16 protein-coding genes are annotated in these 18,940 nt (G+C 56.8%); 9 read left to right on the top strand and 7 right to left on the bottom strand.

What is annotated here, in order from left to right:
- Positions 1-4 precede the first annotated feature (4 nt).
- The 6 genes from pxpA to AX755_RS12255 form a co-directional block, all read right to left on the bottom strand.
- Positions 5-742 (bottom strand): 5-oxoprolinase subunit PxpA, encoded by a 738-nt coding sequence (pxpA, locus tag AX755_RS12280; protein ID WP_020684961.1) that lies wholly within the window; start codon positions 740-742, stop codon positions 5-7.
- Entirely contained in the window at positions 729-1,661 is a 933-nt protein-coding gene (gene pxpC, locus AX755_RS12275) for a 5-oxoprolinase subunit PxpC (RefSeq protein WP_013097548.1), read from the bottom strand. Before pxpC ends, pxpA begins: the two co-directional genes overlap by 14 nt.
- Complete coding sequence (gene pxpB / locus AX755_RS12270) at positions 1,655-2,311, bottom strand: 5-oxoprolinase subunit PxpB (protein ID WP_023621133.1); 657 nt, start codon at positions 2,309-2,311, stop codon at positions 1,655-1,657. The genes pxpC and pxpB overlap by 7 nt, the downstream gene beginning before the upstream one ends.
- 14 nt (positions 2,312-2,325) lie before the next feature.
- Positions 2,326-3,069, bottom strand: coding sequence for a type 2 GTP cyclohydrolase I (locus tag AX755_RS12265; protein WP_023621132.1), 744 nt, complete (start codon positions 3,067-3,069; stop codon positions 2,326-2,328).
- A gap of 10 nt (positions 3,070-3,079) precedes the next feature.
- Entirely contained in the window at positions 3,080-4,492 is a 1,413-nt protein-coding gene (gene phrB / locus AX755_RS12260) for a deoxyribodipyrimidine photo-lyase (protein WP_062856838.1), read from the bottom strand.
- A 235-nt stretch (positions 4,493-4,727) separates the two neighbouring features.
- Entirely contained in the window at positions 4,728-4,934 is a 207-nt protein-coding gene (locus AX755_RS12255; RefSeq protein WP_013097552.1) for a YbfA family protein, read from the bottom strand.
- A 309-nt stretch (positions 4,935-5,243) separates the two neighbouring features.
- Between AX755_RS12255 and kdpF the strand changes: the two genes are divergently transcribed.
- From kdpF to potE, 9 genes are all read left to right on the top strand, one after another.
- On the top strand, positions 5,244-5,333 hold the full coding sequence (gene kdpF, locus AX755_RS25125; protein WP_014069365.1) for a K(+)-transporting ATPase subunit F: 90 nt from the start codon (positions 5,244-5,246) through the stop codon (positions 5,331-5,333).
- Positions 5,333-7,012 (top strand): potassium-transporting ATPase subunit KdpA, encoded by a 1,680-nt coding sequence (gene kdpA / locus AX755_RS12245; protein ID WP_062856837.1) that lies wholly within the window; start codon positions 5,333-5,335, stop codon positions 7,010-7,012. The genes kdpF and kdpA overlap by 1 nt, the downstream gene beginning before the upstream one ends.
- A gap of 17 nt (positions 7,013-7,029) precedes the next feature.
- Positions 7,030-9,078, top strand: a complete 2,049-nt coding sequence (gene kdpB, locus AX755_RS12240) for a potassium-transporting ATPase subunit KdpB (protein WP_029883015.1) — start codon at positions 7,030-7,032, stop codon at positions 9,076-9,078.
- A 12-nt stretch (positions 9,079-9,090) separates the two neighbouring features.
- Positions 9,091-9,666: a potassium-transporting ATPase subunit KdpC gene (gene kdpC / locus AX755_RS12235; protein ID WP_013097555.1), complete on the top strand. Its 576-nt coding sequence runs from the start codon at positions 9,091-9,093 to the stop codon at positions 9,664-9,666.
- Positions 9,667-12,354, top strand: coding sequence for a two-component system sensor histidine kinase KdpD (kdpD, locus tag AX755_RS12230; RefSeq protein WP_013097556.1), 2,688 nt, complete (start codon positions 9,667-9,669; stop codon positions 12,352-12,354).
- Positions 12,351-13,028, top strand: coding sequence for a two-component system response regulator KdpE (gene kdpE / locus AX755_RS12225; protein WP_013097557.1), 678 nt, complete (start codon positions 12,351-12,353; stop codon positions 13,026-13,028). Before kdpD ends, kdpE begins: the two co-directional genes overlap by 4 nt.
- A gap of 279 nt (positions 13,029-13,307) precedes the next feature.
- Positions 13,308-13,412, top strand: coding sequence for a leader peptide SpeFL (gene speFL, locus AX755_RS25120; RefSeq protein ID WP_003858645.1), 105 nt, complete (start codon positions 13,308-13,310; stop codon positions 13,410-13,412).
- 255 nt (positions 13,413-13,667) lie between these two features.
- Positions 13,668-15,866 (top strand): ornithine decarboxylase SpeF, encoded by a 2,199-nt coding sequence (speF, locus tag AX755_RS12220; RefSeq protein WP_062856836.1) that lies wholly within the window; start codon positions 13,668-13,670, stop codon positions 15,864-15,866.
- Positions 15,863-17,176, top strand: coding sequence for a putrescine-ornithine antiporter (gene potE, locus AX755_RS12215; protein ID WP_062856835.1), 1,314 nt, complete (start codon positions 15,863-15,865; stop codon positions 17,174-17,176). The genes speF and potE overlap by 4 nt, the downstream gene beginning before the upstream one ends.
- 103 nt (positions 17,177-17,279) lie before the next feature.
- Here the strand turns inward: potE and pgm are convergent, their stop codons facing one another.
- Positions 17,280-18,920: a phosphoglucomutase (alpha-D-glucose-1,6-bisphosphate-dependent) gene (gene pgm / locus AX755_RS12210; protein ID WP_020684950.1), complete on the bottom strand. Its 1,641-nt coding sequence runs from the start codon at positions 18,918-18,920 to the stop codon at positions 17,280-17,282.
- Positions 18,921-18,940: the final 20 nt, after the last annotated feature.

Here is an 18,940-nt window from a genome sequence, read left to right as displayed (position 1 = left end):
ATTTTCAGGCGCTGACGAGGATCCCCTGCTCTGCAAACGCCGCCCGTAAGCGGCGGGCAAACTGCAGCGCGTGCTCGCCATCACCGTGTAAGCATACTGTGTCAGCCTGAACGCTGGCCGTTGTACCCTCGACCGTTGTTACTGTTCCCTCGCGCACCATCTGAAGGGTCTGCGCCAGCGCCAGAGACTCATCGGTGATCAGCGCGTTGGGCCGGGAACGGGGAACCAGGGTTCCGTCGGGCTGATAGCCTCGGTCGGCAAACACTTCCTGGCGGGTGGTTAACCCCAGACGCTGACCGGCGCGAATCAGCTCGCTCCCCGCCAGGCCAACCAGGATCAGTTGCGGGTTGCAATCGAACACCGCCCGGGCGATGGCCTCTGCCAGCGCGGGGTCGTTCGCCGCCTGATTATAGAGCATGCCGTGCGGCTTCACGTGGCGCAGCGCGCCCTGCTGCGAACGCACTATAGCCTCGAGCGCGCCAATCTGGTAAAGCGTCTGGGCGTAGACCGTTTCGGGCGGGAGATCCATCGCCGTGCGGCCAAAATTCTCCCGATCAGGGAAGCTCGGATGCGCCCCTATCGCTACGCCGTTTTTGATGGCATTGCGCACGCTCGCCAGCATCGTTTGGGCATCACCCGCGTGAAAACCGCAGGCGATATTCACCGAGGTGACCAGGGTCATCAGTTCAGCGTCGGCGCTGCCGCCCTCGCCCAGATCGGCGTTTAAATCAATCTTTACCATCAAGCCTCCACGCCAGTTGTTCCAGATAACGCTGCTGGTCCTGCCGCGCCTTCAGCGCCTCCTCCAGGGAGCATTGCACGAAGTGAATCGGCTGTCCGAGAGGGATTTGCGCCAGATGGTAGCGATCGGCCTCAATGATGCAGGCGATGCGCGGGTAACCGCCCGTGGTCTGTGCATCGTTCATCAACACAATCGGTTGACCGTTACCCGGCACCTGAATAACGCCGGGCAACAGACCGTGTGAAAGCAGCTCGCGGTCCGTCGTACGGGTCAGCGGCTGCCCCTGAAGACGATACCCCATGCGGTTACTCTGCGGGCTAATCTTCCACGGCGAGCGCCAGAAAGACTCCTGAGACACCTCATCAAATTCCTGATACTCCGGTCCCGGCAGGGCGCGGATCTGGTTTCCCCACAGGAGTTGTTTTACACCCTGCGCGGTTGAAAAGTGCCGCGTTGACGGTTTTATCGCCAGACGATCGCCATCGCGCAACAAACGTCCTTCGTGACCGCCAATTCCGGCTTTCTGATCGGTACTGGATGAGCCCAGCACCTCCGGCACGTCAATCCCACCGGCAACGGCAAGATAACTGCGAACCCCATGCTGAGGTCGCTTAAGCGTTAAACGTTGTCCGGCTTTTGCCCGCAGTCGCCAGCCGGTCCAGACCGCTTTGCCATCAAGCGTGGCATCGCACCCGGCGCCGGTTAACGCAAACCAGGTCTCCTGGCTAAATTCAATGACACACTGCCCCAGCGTAATTTCAAGCGCAGCCGTATTGCCGGGATTGCCCACCAGCACATTGGCAATCTCCAGTGCTGGCCTGTCCAGCGCGCCACAGTAGCTCACGCCAGACTGGCGCATGCCAAAGCGACCAGCATCCTGAACAGAGGTGTAAAGTCCGGCGCGAATAAGCGTTAACATACCCCCTCCTTCTGCGGGATAAAGCGAAGGGTGTCGCCAGGACGCAGGAGGACCGGCGAGTCCTGGCCCGGTTCAAATAACGGCATCGACGTGTGTCCGATAAGCTGCCAGCCCCCCGGCGACGCCAGCGGATAAATGCCCGTCTGTTCGCCGCCAATCGCGACGGTACCCGCCGGCACGCTCAGACGCGGCTCAGCGCGACGTGGCGTATGCAGTGCCGAAGGGAGTCCGCCCAGATACGGGAAGCCCGGCTGGAATCCCAAAAACCAGACCACATAATCAACGGAGGCGTGCAGCTCAACGACCTGTTTTTCGGTTAGCCCACTGTGTTCAGCCACCACGCCAAGATCGGGTCCCCCTGTGCCCCCATACACCACCGGGATCTCAATCGTGCGGGATTCCGGCTCCAGCGCTTCGCTCTCCTCCCACCAGCGCTGTAAACGTTCAATGGCATCCAGTGCCAGCGTATGCGGATTACGCAGCACCACGGTGATGTTATTCATCCCCGGGATCGCTTCAACCACCTCCGGCACATCCACCAGACGCTGCGTTAACCGCCAGATACGCTTTTGGGTAGCAAGGGTGACGGGCGGCTCCAGCTCCAGCACCACCGCCGTTTCCCCCAGAAGATAACAACGCGCTCGCTGCACTCAGGTACCTCTCATCAGGCCGGGTTAGGGATATCAATAAAGGTGACATCCAGATCGGTATTTTCGGTCAGCCATTCGCTCAGGGCGCGAATGCCGCCGCGCTCGGTGGCGTGGTGACCTGCCGCGTAAAAATGCAGCCCCTGTTCACGGGCTGAATGGATGGTCTGCTCGGAGACTTCCCCGGTAATAAAGGCATCCACACCAAAACGCGCGGCGCTATCGATAAAGCCCTGACCGCCACCGGTGCACCAGGCGACACGCTTCACCGTATCCGGGCCGGTATCGCCGCTCCACAGCGGACGGCGGCCCAGACGTGCTTCAATCCAGGAGGCCAGCTCAAGACCCGGTACCGGCATCGACAGCTCGCCCCACGGTACCAGCGGCTCAATTTCACCCATCACGGTGATCCCTAACAGCTGCGCGAGCTGGACGTTGTTGCCAAGCTCGGGATGAGCGTCCAGCGGCAGGTGATAGCCATAGAGGTTGATATCATTTGCCAGCAACGTTTTCAGTCGGTTGCGCTTCATGCCGCGAACGATCGGTGATTCGTTCTTCCAGAAATAGCCGTGATGGACGATGACCGCATCGGCCTCCTGACGCACGGCTTCATCCAGCAACGCCTGACTGGCGGTCACACCGGTGATAATTTTTTGCACCGTGTCGCGCCCTTCAACCTGTAACCCGTTCGGGCCGTAGTCGCTGAAGGCACTGCTGTTCAGTTTTTCGTTGATCAGACTTTCCAGTTCGGTATTTTTCATCATGACTCTCTTACGCTTTGCGGGCCGCTTCGTACGCCGCCAGCGTGGCGACGCGCGCCTGTTTATGTTCAACAATCGGACGAGGATAATCGAGCGTTACGCCCTGTTTGTCCGCCCATGCCCACGGGTCGTGGATCGCCTTAGCGGGAACCGCTTTCAGCGCAGGCAACCAGTGGCGGATAAACGTCCCGTCCGCATCAAATTTTTGTCCCTGCGTGGTGGGATTAAAAATCCGGAAGTAAGGTGCCGCATCGGTTCCGGTCGAGGCCGCCCATTGCCAGCCGCCGTTATTCGCCGCGAGATCGCCATCGATCAGCTGAGAAATAAAATACCGCTCCCCGACACGCCAGTCGATAAGCAGATCTTTCACCAGGAAGCTGGCGGTAATCATCCGCAGGCGGTTATGCATCCATCCGGTTTCATTTAGCTGGCGCATCGCGGCGTCCACAATCGGGTAGCCGGTTTCACCCTTTTGCCAGGCCTGCAGCAGCGTCTCGTTTTGCTGCCACTGCACATTTTCGGTCCAGCGAAAGAAAGGACGATGTTTACATAATTCAGGGTGATACGTCATCAGATGACGGTAGAATTCGCGCCAGATAAGCTCGTTAAGCCATACCGAGCCAGCGCCCCCCTCCAGCGCCTGGGGCTGCTCTGCCAGAAGACGGTGTAAACACTGGCGCGGAGAAAGCACGCCCAGCGCTAAACAGGCCGACAACCGGCTGGTACCTTCAATGGCGGGAAAATCCCGGCGTGCGTCGTAAGCGGCCGCCCCCGTTTTACAGAACTGGCGCAGCTGCGCGATTGCCGCTTTTTCATCTGCCGGGAATAAAGAGTGGTCATACGCCTGTTGCGGATAGTCAAACGTCAGTTCAGGCAGGTCGTTTACACACTCCTCTCGCGCAGACGGCGCGGCAACACACTCCGGCAACGCCTCTTTCAGCCGTTTGATAAATGCATTTTTAAACGGCGTAAAGACCTTATACATCTCGCGATTGCCGGTCATCACGCTGCCCGGCGCCAGCATGACGCTGTCATCAAATCCCTGACACTCAACATTCCCGAGGATACGCGCAAGCTCGCGATCGCGCTGCTGTTCATTGAATTCGTACTGGTAGTTGTAAAAAAGATGCGTAACGTCGTTCTGCTGACACACCTCCTGTACCGCGCTGAGCTGAGCGGTAAAATCGCTGACCTCTTTGTAAATCAACGGAATGCCTTTTTCCGCCAGCGAACGTTGCAGGGCATTCAGATGCGAACAGAGATAAGCGGCTTGTCGGGGGGCCATATCATGCTGCTGCCACTGTCCGGGAGTAGCGATAAACAGCGCCAGCACGCGGGCGTGTTCAGAGCGACAGGCCGCCGCCAGGGCGATGTTGTCATGCAGGCGCAGATCCGCGCGAAACCAAACCAGATGGGTGGGCATAAAACTCCAGGCAATTGTCCATTATGTCCGTAAGGGCATGCCGTAAAACGAAAAAGGCACGCATTGAACTACTTTGCCATGAAGTGTAGACAGGATGAAATAAGGTAGTGGCTGTTGATGACTCAGAATAAGAAGATATGCCTGAAAACCACCCAACGAACCGCGAATCAGGAGGGACAAAAAAACCGCCACATTGCTGTAGGCGGTTTGTTTATTGCTGTGTGTAGTCTTTTTATTAGTAGAAATCACAGGTCGCTTTTTCGGCCTGATCCATCCATACCGGCTTCTCGCTGGTTTTTGCCCAGACGCGGTGCAGATAGCTGTAAAAACGTGCGCGATCTTTCCAGAACAACATCACCGGCAGGGCCAGCACGCCAGCCACTACGGCGAAAGCACGACGCATGAACACGATATGAGCCGGATACTCTTTATAAAGATCCATATTTTTCTCCCCTGTAGTTGGCCGGAAACTGACTCCGGAAAATTCAAAAACTGTGACCTGGCTAAAATAATATCGCTTTGTTTGTAATTTTACTACTCATCCGACCACTTATTTTTAGCCGTTTAGCCAAAATTTACATTCACACCGTAATTAAGTTACAAAAAAGTTAACGATTTACTTATCAATAGTTAAATTGTGGGCTTTGCCATTTTTATACTTTTTTTACACCCCTCGTCCTGATTTTTGCGAAATCTTTGCGCCATAAATCCTACCGTTAGCACAAATACAAATGTCACCCGGAGGTGGATTGTGAGTGCAGGCCTTATTGCCGGCATCGTGCTGGTATTCCTGTTATTGGGTTATCTGGTTTATGCCCTGATTAATGCGGAGGCATTCTGATGGCTGCTCAGGCGTTTTTGCTTATTGCCAGTTTTTTAGGGGTGTTGTTCCTGCTGGCAAGACCGCTGGGAACAGTACTGGCAAGGATGATTAACAACATGGCGCTGCCGGTGGCAGGTCGCGTTGAAAAAGGGATCTGGCGCGTTCTGGGCATTCGGGAGGGGGAAATGAACTGGCGCCAGTATCTGATGGCGCTCCTGCTGCTGAATATTGTCGGCCTCATCGTCCTCTTCAGCATGCTGATGCTGCAGGGGAGCTTACCGCTCAACCCGCAGCAGTTACCGGGTCTGTCCTGGCATCTGGCGCTGAACACGGCAGTCAGCTTTGTCACTAACACCAACTGGCAGTCCTATGCCGGGGAAACCACGCTGAGCTACTTTAGCCAGATGGCCGGGTTAACCGTGCAAAACTTCCTCTCTGCTGCCACCGGCATTGCGGTGATCTTCGCGCTCACGCGTGCCTTTGCGCGTCAAAATATCAGCACGCTGGGCAACGCATGGGTCGATCTGACACGCATCACGCTGTGGATACTGCTCCCTGTTGCCCTCATTATCGCGCTGTTCTTTATTCAGCAAGGTACCCTGCAAAACCTGCTGCCTTACGCGCCGTATACCTCTCTGGAAGGGGCAAAACAGCTTTTGCCTATGGGGCCGGTGGCCTCGCAGGAAGCCATTAAGATGCTCGGTACTAACGGCGGTGGCTTCTTCAACGCCAACTCGTCGCATCCGTTTGAAAACCCAACAGCGCTGACCAACTTTGTCGAAATGCTGGCGATCTTCCTGATCCCCGCCGCGCTCTGTTTTGCCTTTGGCGATGTGGTCAACGACCGCCGTCAGGGACGCACCCTTCTGTGGACCATGTCTCTGATCTTCGTGGTCTGCGTCGCGCTGGTGATGTGGGCGGAATGGAAAGGTAATCCGCATTTCCTGACGCTGGGCGCTGACAGCGCGATCAACATGGAAGGGAAAGAGAGTCGCTTTGGCATCCTGTCCAGCAGTTTGTTTGCCGTGGTCACCACCGCAGCCTCGTGCGGGGCGGTTAACGCCATGCATGACTCCTTTACGGCACTGGGTGGCATGATCCCAATGTGGCTGATGCAGATTGGCGAAGTGGTGTTTGGCGGCGTGGGCTCTGGTCTTTACGGCATGCTGCTGTTTGTGCTGCTGGCGGTGTTTATCGCCGGTCTGATGATTGGCCGTACCCCGGAATACCTGGGCAAAAAAATCGACGTCCGGGAAATGAAATTAACCGCGCTGGCCATTCTGGTCACGCCTGCCCTCGTGCTGCTCGGCACCGCGCTGGCACTGATGACCGAAGCCGGGCGCAGCGGCATCTTTAACCCGGGTATCCATGGCTTTAGTGAAGTGCTCTACGCCGTCTCGTCTGCGGCGAACAACAACGGCAGCGCCTTTGCAGGCTTAAGCGCCAATTCGCCTTTCTGGAACTGTCTGCTGGCATTCTGCATGTTTGTCGGTCGCTTCGGCGTGATTGTGCCGGTGATGGCCATCGCCGGATCGCTGGTGAATAAAAAAATCCAACCGACCACCACCGGCACATTACCGACACACGGTGCGCTGTTTATTGGCCTGCTGACCGGCACCGTGTTGCTGGTAGGCGCCCTGACCTTTATCCCCGCCCTCGCGTTAGGCCCGGTCGCGGAAATCCTCTCTTTACGCTGATTTTGCGGAGAATTGTCATGAGTCGTAAACAACTGGCCCTGTTCGAACCGTCGTTAGTTCGTCAGGCCCTCATGGATGCGGTGAAAAAGCTGAGCCCGCGCGTGCAGTGGCACAACCCGGTGATGTTTATCGTCTGGGCAGGCAGCGTGCTGACTACCGTCCTGGCGATTGCCATGGGAACGGGTCACCTCCCGGGCAACGCCATGTTCACCGGAGCCATCAGCCTGTGGCTGTGGTTTACCGTGCTGTTTGCCAACTTTGCCGAGGCGCTGGCGGAAGGCCGCAGTAAAGCACAGGCCAACAGCCTGAAAGGGGTAAAAAAGACCGCCTTCGCACGTAAATTACGTGAGCCAAAATACGGCGCGCAGATGGACCACGTGCCGGCAGATGAGCTGCGTAAAGGCGATGTGGTGCTGGTGGAAGCCGGTGACATCATCCCCTGTGATGGCGAAGTCATTGAAGGGGGCGCCTCGGTAGACGAGAGCGCCATTACCGGGGAATCCGCGCCGGTCATTCGTGAATCTGGCGGTGACTTCGCCTCGGTCACGGGCGGGACGCGTATTCTCTCCGACTGGCTGGTGATCCAGTGCAGCGTCAACCCGGGTGAAACCTTCCTCGACCGGATGATCGCCATGGTTGAGGGCGCGCAGCGTCGTAAAACACCCAACGAAATTGCCCTCACCATTCTGCTGGTGGCGCTGACCATCGTCTTCCTGTTGGCTACCGCCACGCTGTGGCCCTTCTCCAGCTACGCGGGCACCGCGGTCAGCATCACCGTGCTGGTGGCGCTGCTGGTCTGCCTGATCCCAACCACCATCGGCGGCCTGCTCTCCGCTATTGGCGTGGCGGGTATGAGCCGCATGCTGGGCGCGAACGTTATCGCCACCAGCGGACGCGCCGTAGAGGCCGCCGGTGACGTGGATGTGCTGCTGCTGGATAAAACCGGGACCATCACCCTCGGCAACCGCCAGGCCTCCGAGTTTTTACCTGCCCCGGGCGTGGATGAAAAAACGCTGGCCGATGCCGCCCAGCTCTCGTCTCTTGCCGATGAAACGCCGGAAGGCCGCAGCATCGTCATTCTGGCGAAACAGCGCTTTAATCTGCGCCAGCGTGATGTGCAGAGCCTGCACGCCACTTTTGTCCCCTTTACGGCACAAACCCGAATGAGCGGTATCAACATTCAGGAGCGCATGATCCGTAAAGGTTCCGTTGATGCCATTCGTCGCCACATTGAAGCCAACAACGGCCATTTTCCACCGGAAGTGGACAATCTGGTTGAGAGCGTTGCTCGCCAGGGGGCCACACCGCTGGTCGTAGCCGAAGGGGCGAATGTGCTGGGGGTGATTGCGCTGAAGGACATCGTCAAAGGCGGCATTAAAGAGCGTTTCGCCCAGTTGCGTAAAATGGGGATTAAAACGGTGATGATCACCGGGGATAACCGGCTGACTGCCGCCGCGATTGCCGCAGAAGCGGGCGTGGATGATTTCCTCTCGGAAGCCACACCGGAAGCCAAGCTGGCGTTGATCCGTCAGTACCAGGCGGAAGGTCGTCTGGTCGCGATGACCGGTGACGGCACCAACGACGCCCCTGCCCTCGCACAGGCCGACGTGGCGGTGGCGATGAACTCCGGTACCCAGGCAGCAAAAGAGGCGGGCAACATGGTCGACCTTGACTCTAACCCGACCAAGCTGATTGAAGTGGTGCATATCGGTAAACAGATGCTGATGACGCGCGGGTCATTGACCACGTTCAGTATCGCCAATGACGTGGCGAAGTATTTCGCCATTATTCCCGCAGCGTTCGCGGCCACCTATCCGCAGCTAAACGCGCTGAACGTGATGCATCTGCACTCCCCGTCTTCGGCCATTCTCAGCGCGGTGATTTTCAACGCCCTGATTATTGTCTTCCTGATCCCGCTGGCGCTGAAAGGGGTGAGCTATAAACCGCTGACGGCTGCTGCCATGCTGCGCCGTAACCTGTGGATTTACGGGCTGGGCGGGCTGCTGGTGCCCTTTATCGGGATTAAAGCTATCGACCTGCTGTTAACGCTGTTCGGGCTGGTTTAAAAGGTGAATCAAATGACGATGTTACGTCCCGCTATACTTCTGTTTATTCTGCTGTCTCTCATTACCGGTGGGCTTTACCCGCTGCTGACCACCGCGCTGGGCCAGTGGTGGTTCAAGGATCAGGCCAATGGCTCGCTGATCATACAGCAGGGTGAAAACCGCGGCTCCCGCCTGATTGGTCAAAACTTTACGGACGCCCGGTACTTTCAGGGACGCCCTTCCGCTACCGCCGATAGCCCGTATAATCCGATGGCATCCGGCGGGAGTAACCTGGCGGGCAGTAATCCTGAACTGGACAAAGCCATCGCTGAGCGTGTGGCGGCCCTGCGCAGTGCCAACCCGCAGGCCAGCCGGGAGATTCCAGTGGAACTGGTGACTGCCTCCGCCAGTGGGCTGGACTACAGCCTGACGCCTGAAGCGGTGGCCTGGCAGATACCGCGCGTCGCCGCTGCCCGTCATCTGAGCGTCGAGCAGGTCAGCCAGCTGGTGGCAGCGCACACGCAAAAGCCGCTGGTCAGTTTTATTGGCATGCCGGTAGTAAATATTGTTGAGCTGAATCTGGCGCTGGACGCGCTAAGGAATAACTAAATGACCGACGAGCCCTTGCGCCCGGATCCTGACAGGCTGCTGGAACAGACAGCTGAAGCCCATCGCGGCAAGCTGAAAATTTTCTTCGGTGCCTGCGCGGGCGTCGGGAAAACCTTCGCCATGCTGACAGAAGCTCAGCGGCTTCGGGCTCAGGGGCTCGATATTCTGATCGGCGTGGTGGAAACCCACGGCCGTAAAGAGACCGCGGCGTTGTTAAAGGGGCTGGCCACGCAGCCTCCTCGCCGTATCAGCCATCGTGGCAGGCTGGTAACGGAGTTTGATCTCGATGCCGCCCTCGCCCGCCGCCCCGCCCTTATTCTGATGGACGAACTGGCGCACAGCAATGCGCCAGGCTCGCGTCACCCCAAACGCTGGCAGGACGTAGAAGAGCTACTTGAAGCCGGGATTGACGTCTTCACCACGGTGAATGTTCAGCATCTTGAAAGCCTGAACGACGTGGTCAGCGGCGTGACCGGCATTCAGGTGCGCGAAACGGTGCCGGATCCGTTCTTTGACTCCGCTGATGAAGTGGTGCTGGTGGATCTGCCGCCAGACGATCTGCGCCAGCGCCTGCATGAAGGGAAAGTCTATATTGCAGGCCAGGCCGAACGCGCTATCGAACACTTCTTTCGTAAAGGCAACCTGATCGCCCTGCGCGAACTGGCCCTGCGCCGCACCGCCGATCGCGTGGATGACCAGATGCGTGCCTGGCGCGATCTGCAAGGACAGGAGCGCGTCTGGCATACGCGGGATGCCATCCTGCTGTGCATTGGTCACGGTAGCGGCAATGAAAAGCTTGTCCGTACCGCCGCCCGGCTGGCTGCGAAATTTGGCAGCGTCTGGCATGCGGTGTATGTCGAAACGCCGCAGCTTCACGCCCTGCCAGAAAACCAGCGTCGCGCGATCCTGAGTTCGCTGCGCCTGGCGCAGGAGCTGGGGGCGGAAACCGCGACCCTCTCCGATCCGCAGGAAGATAAAGCCATTCTGCGCTACGCGCGTGAGCACAACCTGGGCAAAATTGTCATTGGCCGTCGCCAGCACCGGCGCTGGTTTAGCCGCGAATCGTTTGCCGACAAGCTGGCCCGGCGTGCACCCGACCTGGATCTGGTGGTCGTGGCGCTGGACGACAAACCCACGCCGTTACCCAACCGTGCGCCAGACAGCCGCACGTTCACCGATAAATGGCGCATCCAGCTTCGCGGTTGCCTTATCGCCGTCGTGCTTTGCGCCCTGATTACCTTTATTGCCAGCCAGTGGCTGATTGCGTTTGATGCCGCCAACCTGGTGATGATCTACCTGCTCGGCGTGGTGGTGGTGGCGCTCTTTTACGGGCGCTGGCCGTCAGTCCTGGCAACGGTGATTAACGTCATCAGCTTCGATCTCTTCTTTATCGACCCGCGCGGAACGCTTGCCGTCTCGGATGTACAGTACGTCCTCACGTTTGCCGTCATGCTCACCGTCGGGCTGGTGATCGGGAATCTGACAGCAGGCGTTCGCTATCAGGCGCGTATCGCCCGCTATCGTGAACAGCGCACCCGACATTTATACGAGATGTCTAAATCGCTGGCGGTAGGCCGCACGCCGCTGGATATCGTCCAGACCAGCGAGCAGTTTATCCGCTCGACATTTAATGCCAGCAATCTGATTTTACTCCCGGATGAGCACGGTAAGCTGCGCCCGCTGACGTCGGCCACGGGCATGACGCCGTGGGATGAGGCCATTGCACGCTGGAGCTTCGATAAAGGGTTACCGGCAGGCGCAGGGACAGACACCCTCCCCGGCGTGCCGTATCAGATCCTGCCGCTGCGCAGTGCGGATAAAAATCAGGGGCTGGTCATCGTCGAGCCTTCTAATCTGCGCCAGCTGATGATCCCCGAGCAGCAGAGGCTGCTCGAGACCTTTACGTTGCTGGTTGCCAGCGCCCTGGAGCGGCTGGCGCTGACGGCCAGCGAAGAACAGGCCCGGCTGGCAAGCGAGCGCGAAAGCATTCGCAACTCGCTGCTGGCAGCGCTCTCACACGATCTTCGCACGCCTCTCACCGTGCTGTTTGGCCAGTCGGAAATTCTGACCCTGGATCTGGCGGCTGAAGGTTCAAAACACGCCCTGCAGGCCAGCGAGATCCGCCAGCACGTGCTGAACACCACGCGGCTGGTGAATAACCTGCTCGATATGGCGCGGATACAGTCTGGCGGGTTCAACCTCAAAAAAGAGTGGCTCACGCTTGAGGAAGTGGTAGGAAGCGCGCTGAAAATGCTGGAGCCCGGTCTCGGCGGACGGCATATCGCCCTGAACATGCCCGATCCCCTGACATTAATTCACGTTGATGGCCCGCTGTTTGAGCGGGTGTTAATTAATCTGCTGGAAAATGCGGGTAAATATGCCGGAGCACACGCGCAAATTGGGGTGAATGCTTCGGTGGAAGATCACACCCTGCGGCTCGACGTCTGGGACACCGGGCCCGGTATTCCTGCCGGGCAGGAAAAAGCGATATTCGAAAAATTCTCACGGGGCAATAAAGAGTCTGCCATTCCGGGGGTTGGGCTGGGTCTGGCGATCTGCCAGGCCATTATTGACGTCCATGGCGGCACCATTTCGGCAGAGAACCGCCCGGAAGGAGGCGCACGTTTTTGTGTTACACTTCCTCTGGACACCCCGCCAGAACTTGATGAATTACCAGAGGATTTGTGATCAACGTCCTGATTGTAGAAGATGAACTCGCCATTAGCCGGTTTCTGCGCGCTGCGCTGGAAGGTGACGGTCTGCGCGTTCATGATGCCGGTACGCTCCAGCGCGGGTTGATTGAAGCCGCTACCCGCAAGCCGGACCTGGTGATCCTCGATCTCGGTTTGCCGGATGGCGACGGTATCGATTTTATTCGCGAGGTGCGCCAGTGGAGCCAGATGCCCATTCTGGTGCTCTCCGCACGCACCGAAGAGTCAGATAAAATCGCCGCGCTGGATGCCGGTGCGGACGACTATCTTATTAAACCTTTTGGGATTGGTGAGTTACAGGCTCGCCTTCGTGTGGCGCTGCGTCGCCACGGTGCCGCCACGCCTGCCGACCCAACGTACACTTTCGGTGATGTGCACGTTGATCTCGCTTCGCGACGTATTGTGCGCGGTGAAGAGGAGATCCATCTCACGCCGATAGAGTTCCGCCTGCTTGCGGTTTTGCTCAACAACCACGGTAAGGTGCTGACCCAACGTCAGCTGCTGGCTCAGGTGTGGGGACCCAACGCCGTGGAACATAGTCACTATTTACGCATATATATGGGCCACCTGCGCCAGAAACTTGAAACCGACCCCGCACGTCCTCGCCATTTATTAACTGAAACCGGTATCGGTTATCGGTTTATGCTTTGAATAACTATTCAATTTTATTTCCAATAAAAACAAACCCACCCACATAATTCCGTTTAAATAAGCCATAAGCGATAATTTTGGCTTATTTTCGCTCATTCAAAACAGAAACAACACAATCCGTTAACGCATCATCAACAAACCAGTGTTTTGATCTGAGATATTCATCGAAAGCGAATAATTATTTCTGATTTGATCGGTTAAGGGTGATCTGATTCACAGTTAATCGCTTTTTCCTGGATAAAATGACCATGCTTTCAATTACTGAAAGGAAAATGAAACATGGAAAACAATAATCGCTTGATGCCCCATATAAGGCGGACAACACATATCATGATGTTTGCCCACCGAAACTGCTTTGACTTCCATCTCTTTAATGCCCGGTAGTCCTTCGACTTCTGGCGCACCCGCTTGCAGGTTAACCTGAAAAAACTCTATTTTACAGGCCGTTGCCTGTGAAGGCGTGCGTTCATTCAATTTAATTCAGACTTATCCGCAGCCGGGCGGACTGAATCTCATATATTAAAAAGCAACTTACTGATTTTTTATCAGCGGCCACACTTTGCTTTTTTTCCGGACATTATCGATTTCTTTCTAGCGAGAAATCGAGGGACGAATATTGCCTTAAATAAAGAGAGAAAGATGAAAAGTTTAAAAATTGCAGCCAGCCGTGCATGCCCTGATTGCTTTACCACTCACCGTGAACTGGTAGATGTCAGCACCTCAGATTATATTGACGTGGCCGCCATTGTTCTGGCCGTGAGCGATATTTCCAGTGGCACTCTGGAAGAAATAGAAGCTACCGGGTTTGGTATTCCCGTATTTATTGCGACACATAAAGAAGAGTTCATTCCGGCTGAATATTTATCGCGCATTCACGGTGTGTTTGAGTGTTCAGAGACCAGTAACGACTTTTACGGACGTCAACTGGAAGCGGCCGCGCAGAAGTACGAAACCCAGCTACGCCCCCCGTTTTTCCGCGCACTGGTCGACTACGTGAATCAGGGCAACAGCGCATTCGATTGTCCGGGGCATCAGGGTGGGCAATTTTTCCGCCGTCATCCTGCCGGTAATCAATTTGTCGATTTCTTCGGCGAAACGCTTTTCCGCTCCGATCTGTGCAACGCCGACGTGGCCATGGGGGATCTGCTGATTCATGAAGGCGCGCCGTGCATTGCCCAGCAACACGCGGCGAAAGTGTTTATTGCGGATAAAACCTACTTTGTGCTGAACGGTACCTCATCATCCAACAAAGTGGTGCTAAACGCCCTGCTCACCCCCGGCGACCTGGTGCTGTTCGATCGTAATAACCATAAATCCAACCACCACGGAGCTCTGCTTCAGGCGGGTGCCACGCCGGTCTATCTGGAAACTGCGCGCAACCCGTACGGCTTTATTGGTGGCATTGATGCCCACTGCTTTGAGGAGAGCTACCTGCGCGAGCTGGTATCGGAAGTGGCACCGGGTCGTGCGCGTGACGAACGTCCGTTCCGTCTGGCGGTGATCCAGCTGGGCACCTACGATGGCACCATTTATAACGCCCGCCAGGTCGTCGATAAAATTGGTCACCTGTGCGACTACATCCTGTTCGATTCTGCCTGGGTGGGCTACGAGCAATTTATTCCGATGATGGCCGACTGCTCTCCGCTGCTGCTGGAGCTGAACGAAAACGATCCGGGGATTCTGGTTACCCAGTCGGTCCATAAACAGCAGGCGGGTTTTTCGCAGACCTCGCAAATTCACAAGAAAGACCGCCATATTAAAGGCCAACCGCGCTATGTCCCGCACAAGCGCCTGAATAACGCCTTTATGATGCACGCCTCCACCAGCCCGTTCTACCCCCTGTTTGCCGCACTGGATATCAATGCCCGCATGCACGAGGGGCAGAGTGGCCGCAATATGTGGATGGACTGCGTGGTTACCGGCATTGAAGCACGCAAGCTGATCCTGGAGAACTGCCAGTTTATTCGCCCGTTCGTGCCGGAGCTGGTAGATGGCCGTCCGTGGGAAAGCTGGGACACGGCTGAAATTGCCACCGACCTGCGCTTCTTCCACTTTGTGCCGGGTGAAAACTGGCACGCTTTTGAAGGGTATGCCGAGCATCAATACTTTATCGACCCGTGCAAACTGCTGTTGACCACGCCGGGCATCAACGCCCGTACCGGCGAGTATGAGGATTTCGGCGTGCCCGCCACCATCCTGGCTAACTTCCTGCGTGAAAACAGCATCGTGCCGGAGAAATGCGATCTCAACTCGATCCTGTTCCTGCTGACCCCTGCGGAAGATATGGGCAAGCTGCAGCAGCTGGTGGCACAGTTGGTGCGTTTCGAAAAACTGCTTCAGACCGATGCGCCATTAAAAGAGGTGCTTCCGTCTATCTGTAACCAATACCCGGAACGCTACGCCGGTTATACCCTGCGCCAGATATGCCAGGAGATGCATGAACTGTACGCCCGCCATAACGTGAAACAACTGCAAAAAGAGATGTTCCGCAAGTCTCACTTCCCTCGCGTGATGATGAACCCGCAGGACGCAAACTATGCGTGTCTGCGTGGTGAGGTTGAACTGGTCTCGCTGCGTGATGCGGAAGGCCGTATTGCCGCCGAAGGCGCCCTGCCTTACCCACCAGGCGTGCTGTGCGTGGTTCCGGGTGAAGTCTGGGGAGGCTCCGTCCTGCGCTACTTTGCCGCGCTGGAAGAGGGTATCAACCTTTTACCGGGCTTCGCACCGGAACTACAGGGTGTGTACGTTGAGGAGTGTGACGGACGCAAACATGTTCGCTGTAACGTCATCAAACAACCCGCCGCTCAGCCCGCGCTGCTGAAAGGAGAAAAATTATGAGTAAGTCCAACAAGATGGGCGTGGTGCAGCTGACCATCCTCACCATGGTCAACATGATGGGGTCAGGGATTATTATGCTGCCCACCAAACTTGCCGAGGTGGGTACTATTTCGATTATCTCCTGGCTGGTAACCGCGGTCGGCTCCATGGCGCTGGCATGGGCATTTGCCAAATGCGGAATGTTCAGCCGCAAGTCAGGCGGGATGGGCGGCTACGCCGAATACGCCTTCGGCAAATCTGGCAACTTTATGGCTAACTACACCTATGGCGTGTCGCTGCTGATCGCCAACGTGGCGATTGCCATCTCCGCCGTGGGTTACGGTACGGAACTGTTTGGTGCCACGCTCAGCCCGGTGCAAATTGGTTTGGCCACCATCGGCGTATTGTGGATCTGCACCGTGGCCAACTTTGGCGGCGCGCGCATCACCGGCCAGCTGAGTAGCATCACCGTCTGGGGCGTGATTATCCCGGTTGTCGGGCTATGCATCATCGGCTGGTTCTGGTTCAGTCCGACCCTGTACGCGAACTCCTGGAACCCGCACCATGTGCCGTTCTTTACCGCTGTCGGGTCATCTATCGCCATGACGCTGTGGGCCTTCCTCGGTCTGGAATCCGCCTGCGCAAACGCGGAAGTGGTAGAGAACCCCGAAAAGAACGTCCCGATTGCCGTTCTTGGCGGAACGCTGGGCGCGGCGGTGATCTATATCGTCTCCACTAACGTTATTGCCGGTATCATACCGAACATGGATTTGGCTAACTCCACGGCGCCGTTTGGGCTGGCCTTCGCGCAGATGTTCACCCCGGAAGTCGGGAAAGTGATCATGGGGCTGATGGTCATGTCCTGCTGCGGTTCACTCCTCGGCTGGCAGTTCACCATCGCGCAGGTGTTTAAATCTTCGGCTGACGAAGGTTACTTCCCGAAAATCTTCTCCCGCGTGACCAAAGCCGATGCGCCGGTGCAGGGCATGCTGGCCATTGTCATCTTCCAGAGCGGATTGTCGCTGATGACCATTAGCCCGTCGCTGAACAGCCAGTTCAACGTGCTGGTCAACCTGGCGGTGGTGACAAATATCATTCCGTATATTCTGTCGATGGCGGCGCTGGTGATCATTCAGAAAGTGGCGAAAGTTGATCCCCGCAAAGCTCGGGCGGCCAATATTGTGGCGCTGATTGGGGCGATTTACAGCTTCTATGCGCTCTACTCATCCGGCCAGGAGGCGATGCTTTATGGTGCGATGGTGACCTTTATGGGCTGGACGCTGTACGGGCTGGTCTCACCGCGGTTTGAATTGAAGAATAAACATAGTTAGGTAAAAGCAAAACGGCAACCCAGGGGTTGCCGTTTTTCGTGTTTTCACCCTCTCCCTGTGGGAGAGGGCCGGGGTGAGGGCATCAGCCCGCACCGAACACCACTTACGCGTTTTTCAGCACTTCGCTGACAATCTCTACCGCTTCTTTCTCAATCTGCTGGCGATGCTCAGCGCCGAGGAAGCTTTCACAATAGATTTTGTACGCATCTTCCGTACCGGATGGACGCGCGGCGAACCAGCCATTTTCGGTCATCACTTTCAGACCACCGATAGAGGCACCGTTACCCGGCGCTGCCGTCAGACGGGCCGTGATGGGATCACCGGCCAGCGTGCTGGCACTGACCATCTCCGGAGAGAGTTTAGACAGGGCTGCTTTCTGTGCGGAGGTCGCGCTTGCCTGGATACGGTTGTAGCTCGGTGCACCAAAGCGCGCCGCCAGCTCGTCGTAGTGTTCCTGCGGGTTCTTGCCGGTGACCGCGGTGATCTCCGCCGCCAGCAGACACATGATGATACCGTCTTTGTCGGTTGACCATGGTGTGCCGTCGAAACGCAGGAAGGATGCCCCCGCGCTCTCTTCACCACCAAAGCCGAAGCTGCCGTCATGCAGACCGTCAACAAACCATTTAAAACCAACCGGCACTTCCACCAGCTTGCGACCCAGCGCGTCAACCACGCGGTCGATCATGGCTGAAGAAACCAGCGTTTTACCCACAGCCACCTCTTTGCCCCACTGTGGGCGATGCTGGAACAGGTAGTTGATTGCCACAGCCAGGTAGTGGTTTGGGTTCATCAGCCCGGCCGGGGTAACGATACCGTGGCGGTCATAATCCGGGTCGTTGGCGAAGGCCAGATCGAATTTGTCACGCAGTGCCAGCAGGCCTGCCATCGCGCACTCAGAGGAGCAGTCCATACGGATCGCGCCGTCTTTATCAAGGTGCATAAAGCGGAAGGTCTGATCGACGTGATCGTTAACGATGGTCAGATCCAGCTTGTAATGCTCTGCAATGCGTTTCCAGTATTCAATACCGGAGCCGCCCAGCGGATCCACACCCAGCTTCAGGCCGGCTTTCTGGATAGCCGCCATATCGACGATATCCGCCAGCCCTTCCACGAACGGCTGCACCAGATCCTGCTCTTTCACGTGGCCGGACGCCATGGCCGCATCCAGAGAAATACGCTTAACGCCTTTCAGACCATCGGCCATTAAGGCGTTGGCGCGGTCTTCCACCACTTTGGTGACGTTGGTATCTGCCGGGCCACCGTTAGGTGGGTTGTATTTGATACCACCGTCTTCCGGCGGGTTGTGAGAAGGCGTGATAACGATACCGTCAGCCTGTGGGCCACCTTTTTTGTTGTGCACAAGGATAGCGTTAGAAACGGCAGGCGTTGGGGTGAAACCGTTATTTTCCTGCACAATTACATCAACGCCGTTCGCCGCCAGAACTTCCAGCACGGAAATGAATGCCGGTTCAGACAGGGCGTGAGTATCTTTCCCCACGTAGCACGGACCGGTAACACCATTTTTGGCGCGCTCTTCCGCGATGGCCTGAGCAATGGCCAGAATGTGCGGTTCGTTAAAGCTATGGCGTGCCGCGCTACCGCGATGGCCTGATGTCCCAAACTTCACTGCGTGTTCTGCGTTGCCCACGACCGGTTTCAGCACATAATACTGCGCGGTCAGCTGAGCGACGTTAATCAAATCGCTTTGTTGTGCAGGTTGGCCTGCACGGCTGTGATTTGCCATTACCGGGTCCTTCTGATGCA

Origin of the sequence: Enterobacter sp. SENG-6, from assembly GCF_001605945.1 — a bacterium.
Lineage (GTDB): Bacteria > Pseudomonadota > Gammaproteobacteria > Enterobacterales > Enterobacteriaceae > Enterobacter > Enterobacter cloacae.
The sequence above is the reverse complement of the archived record's forward strand: the minus strand, read 5'-3'. Positions and strand labels throughout refer to the sequence as shown.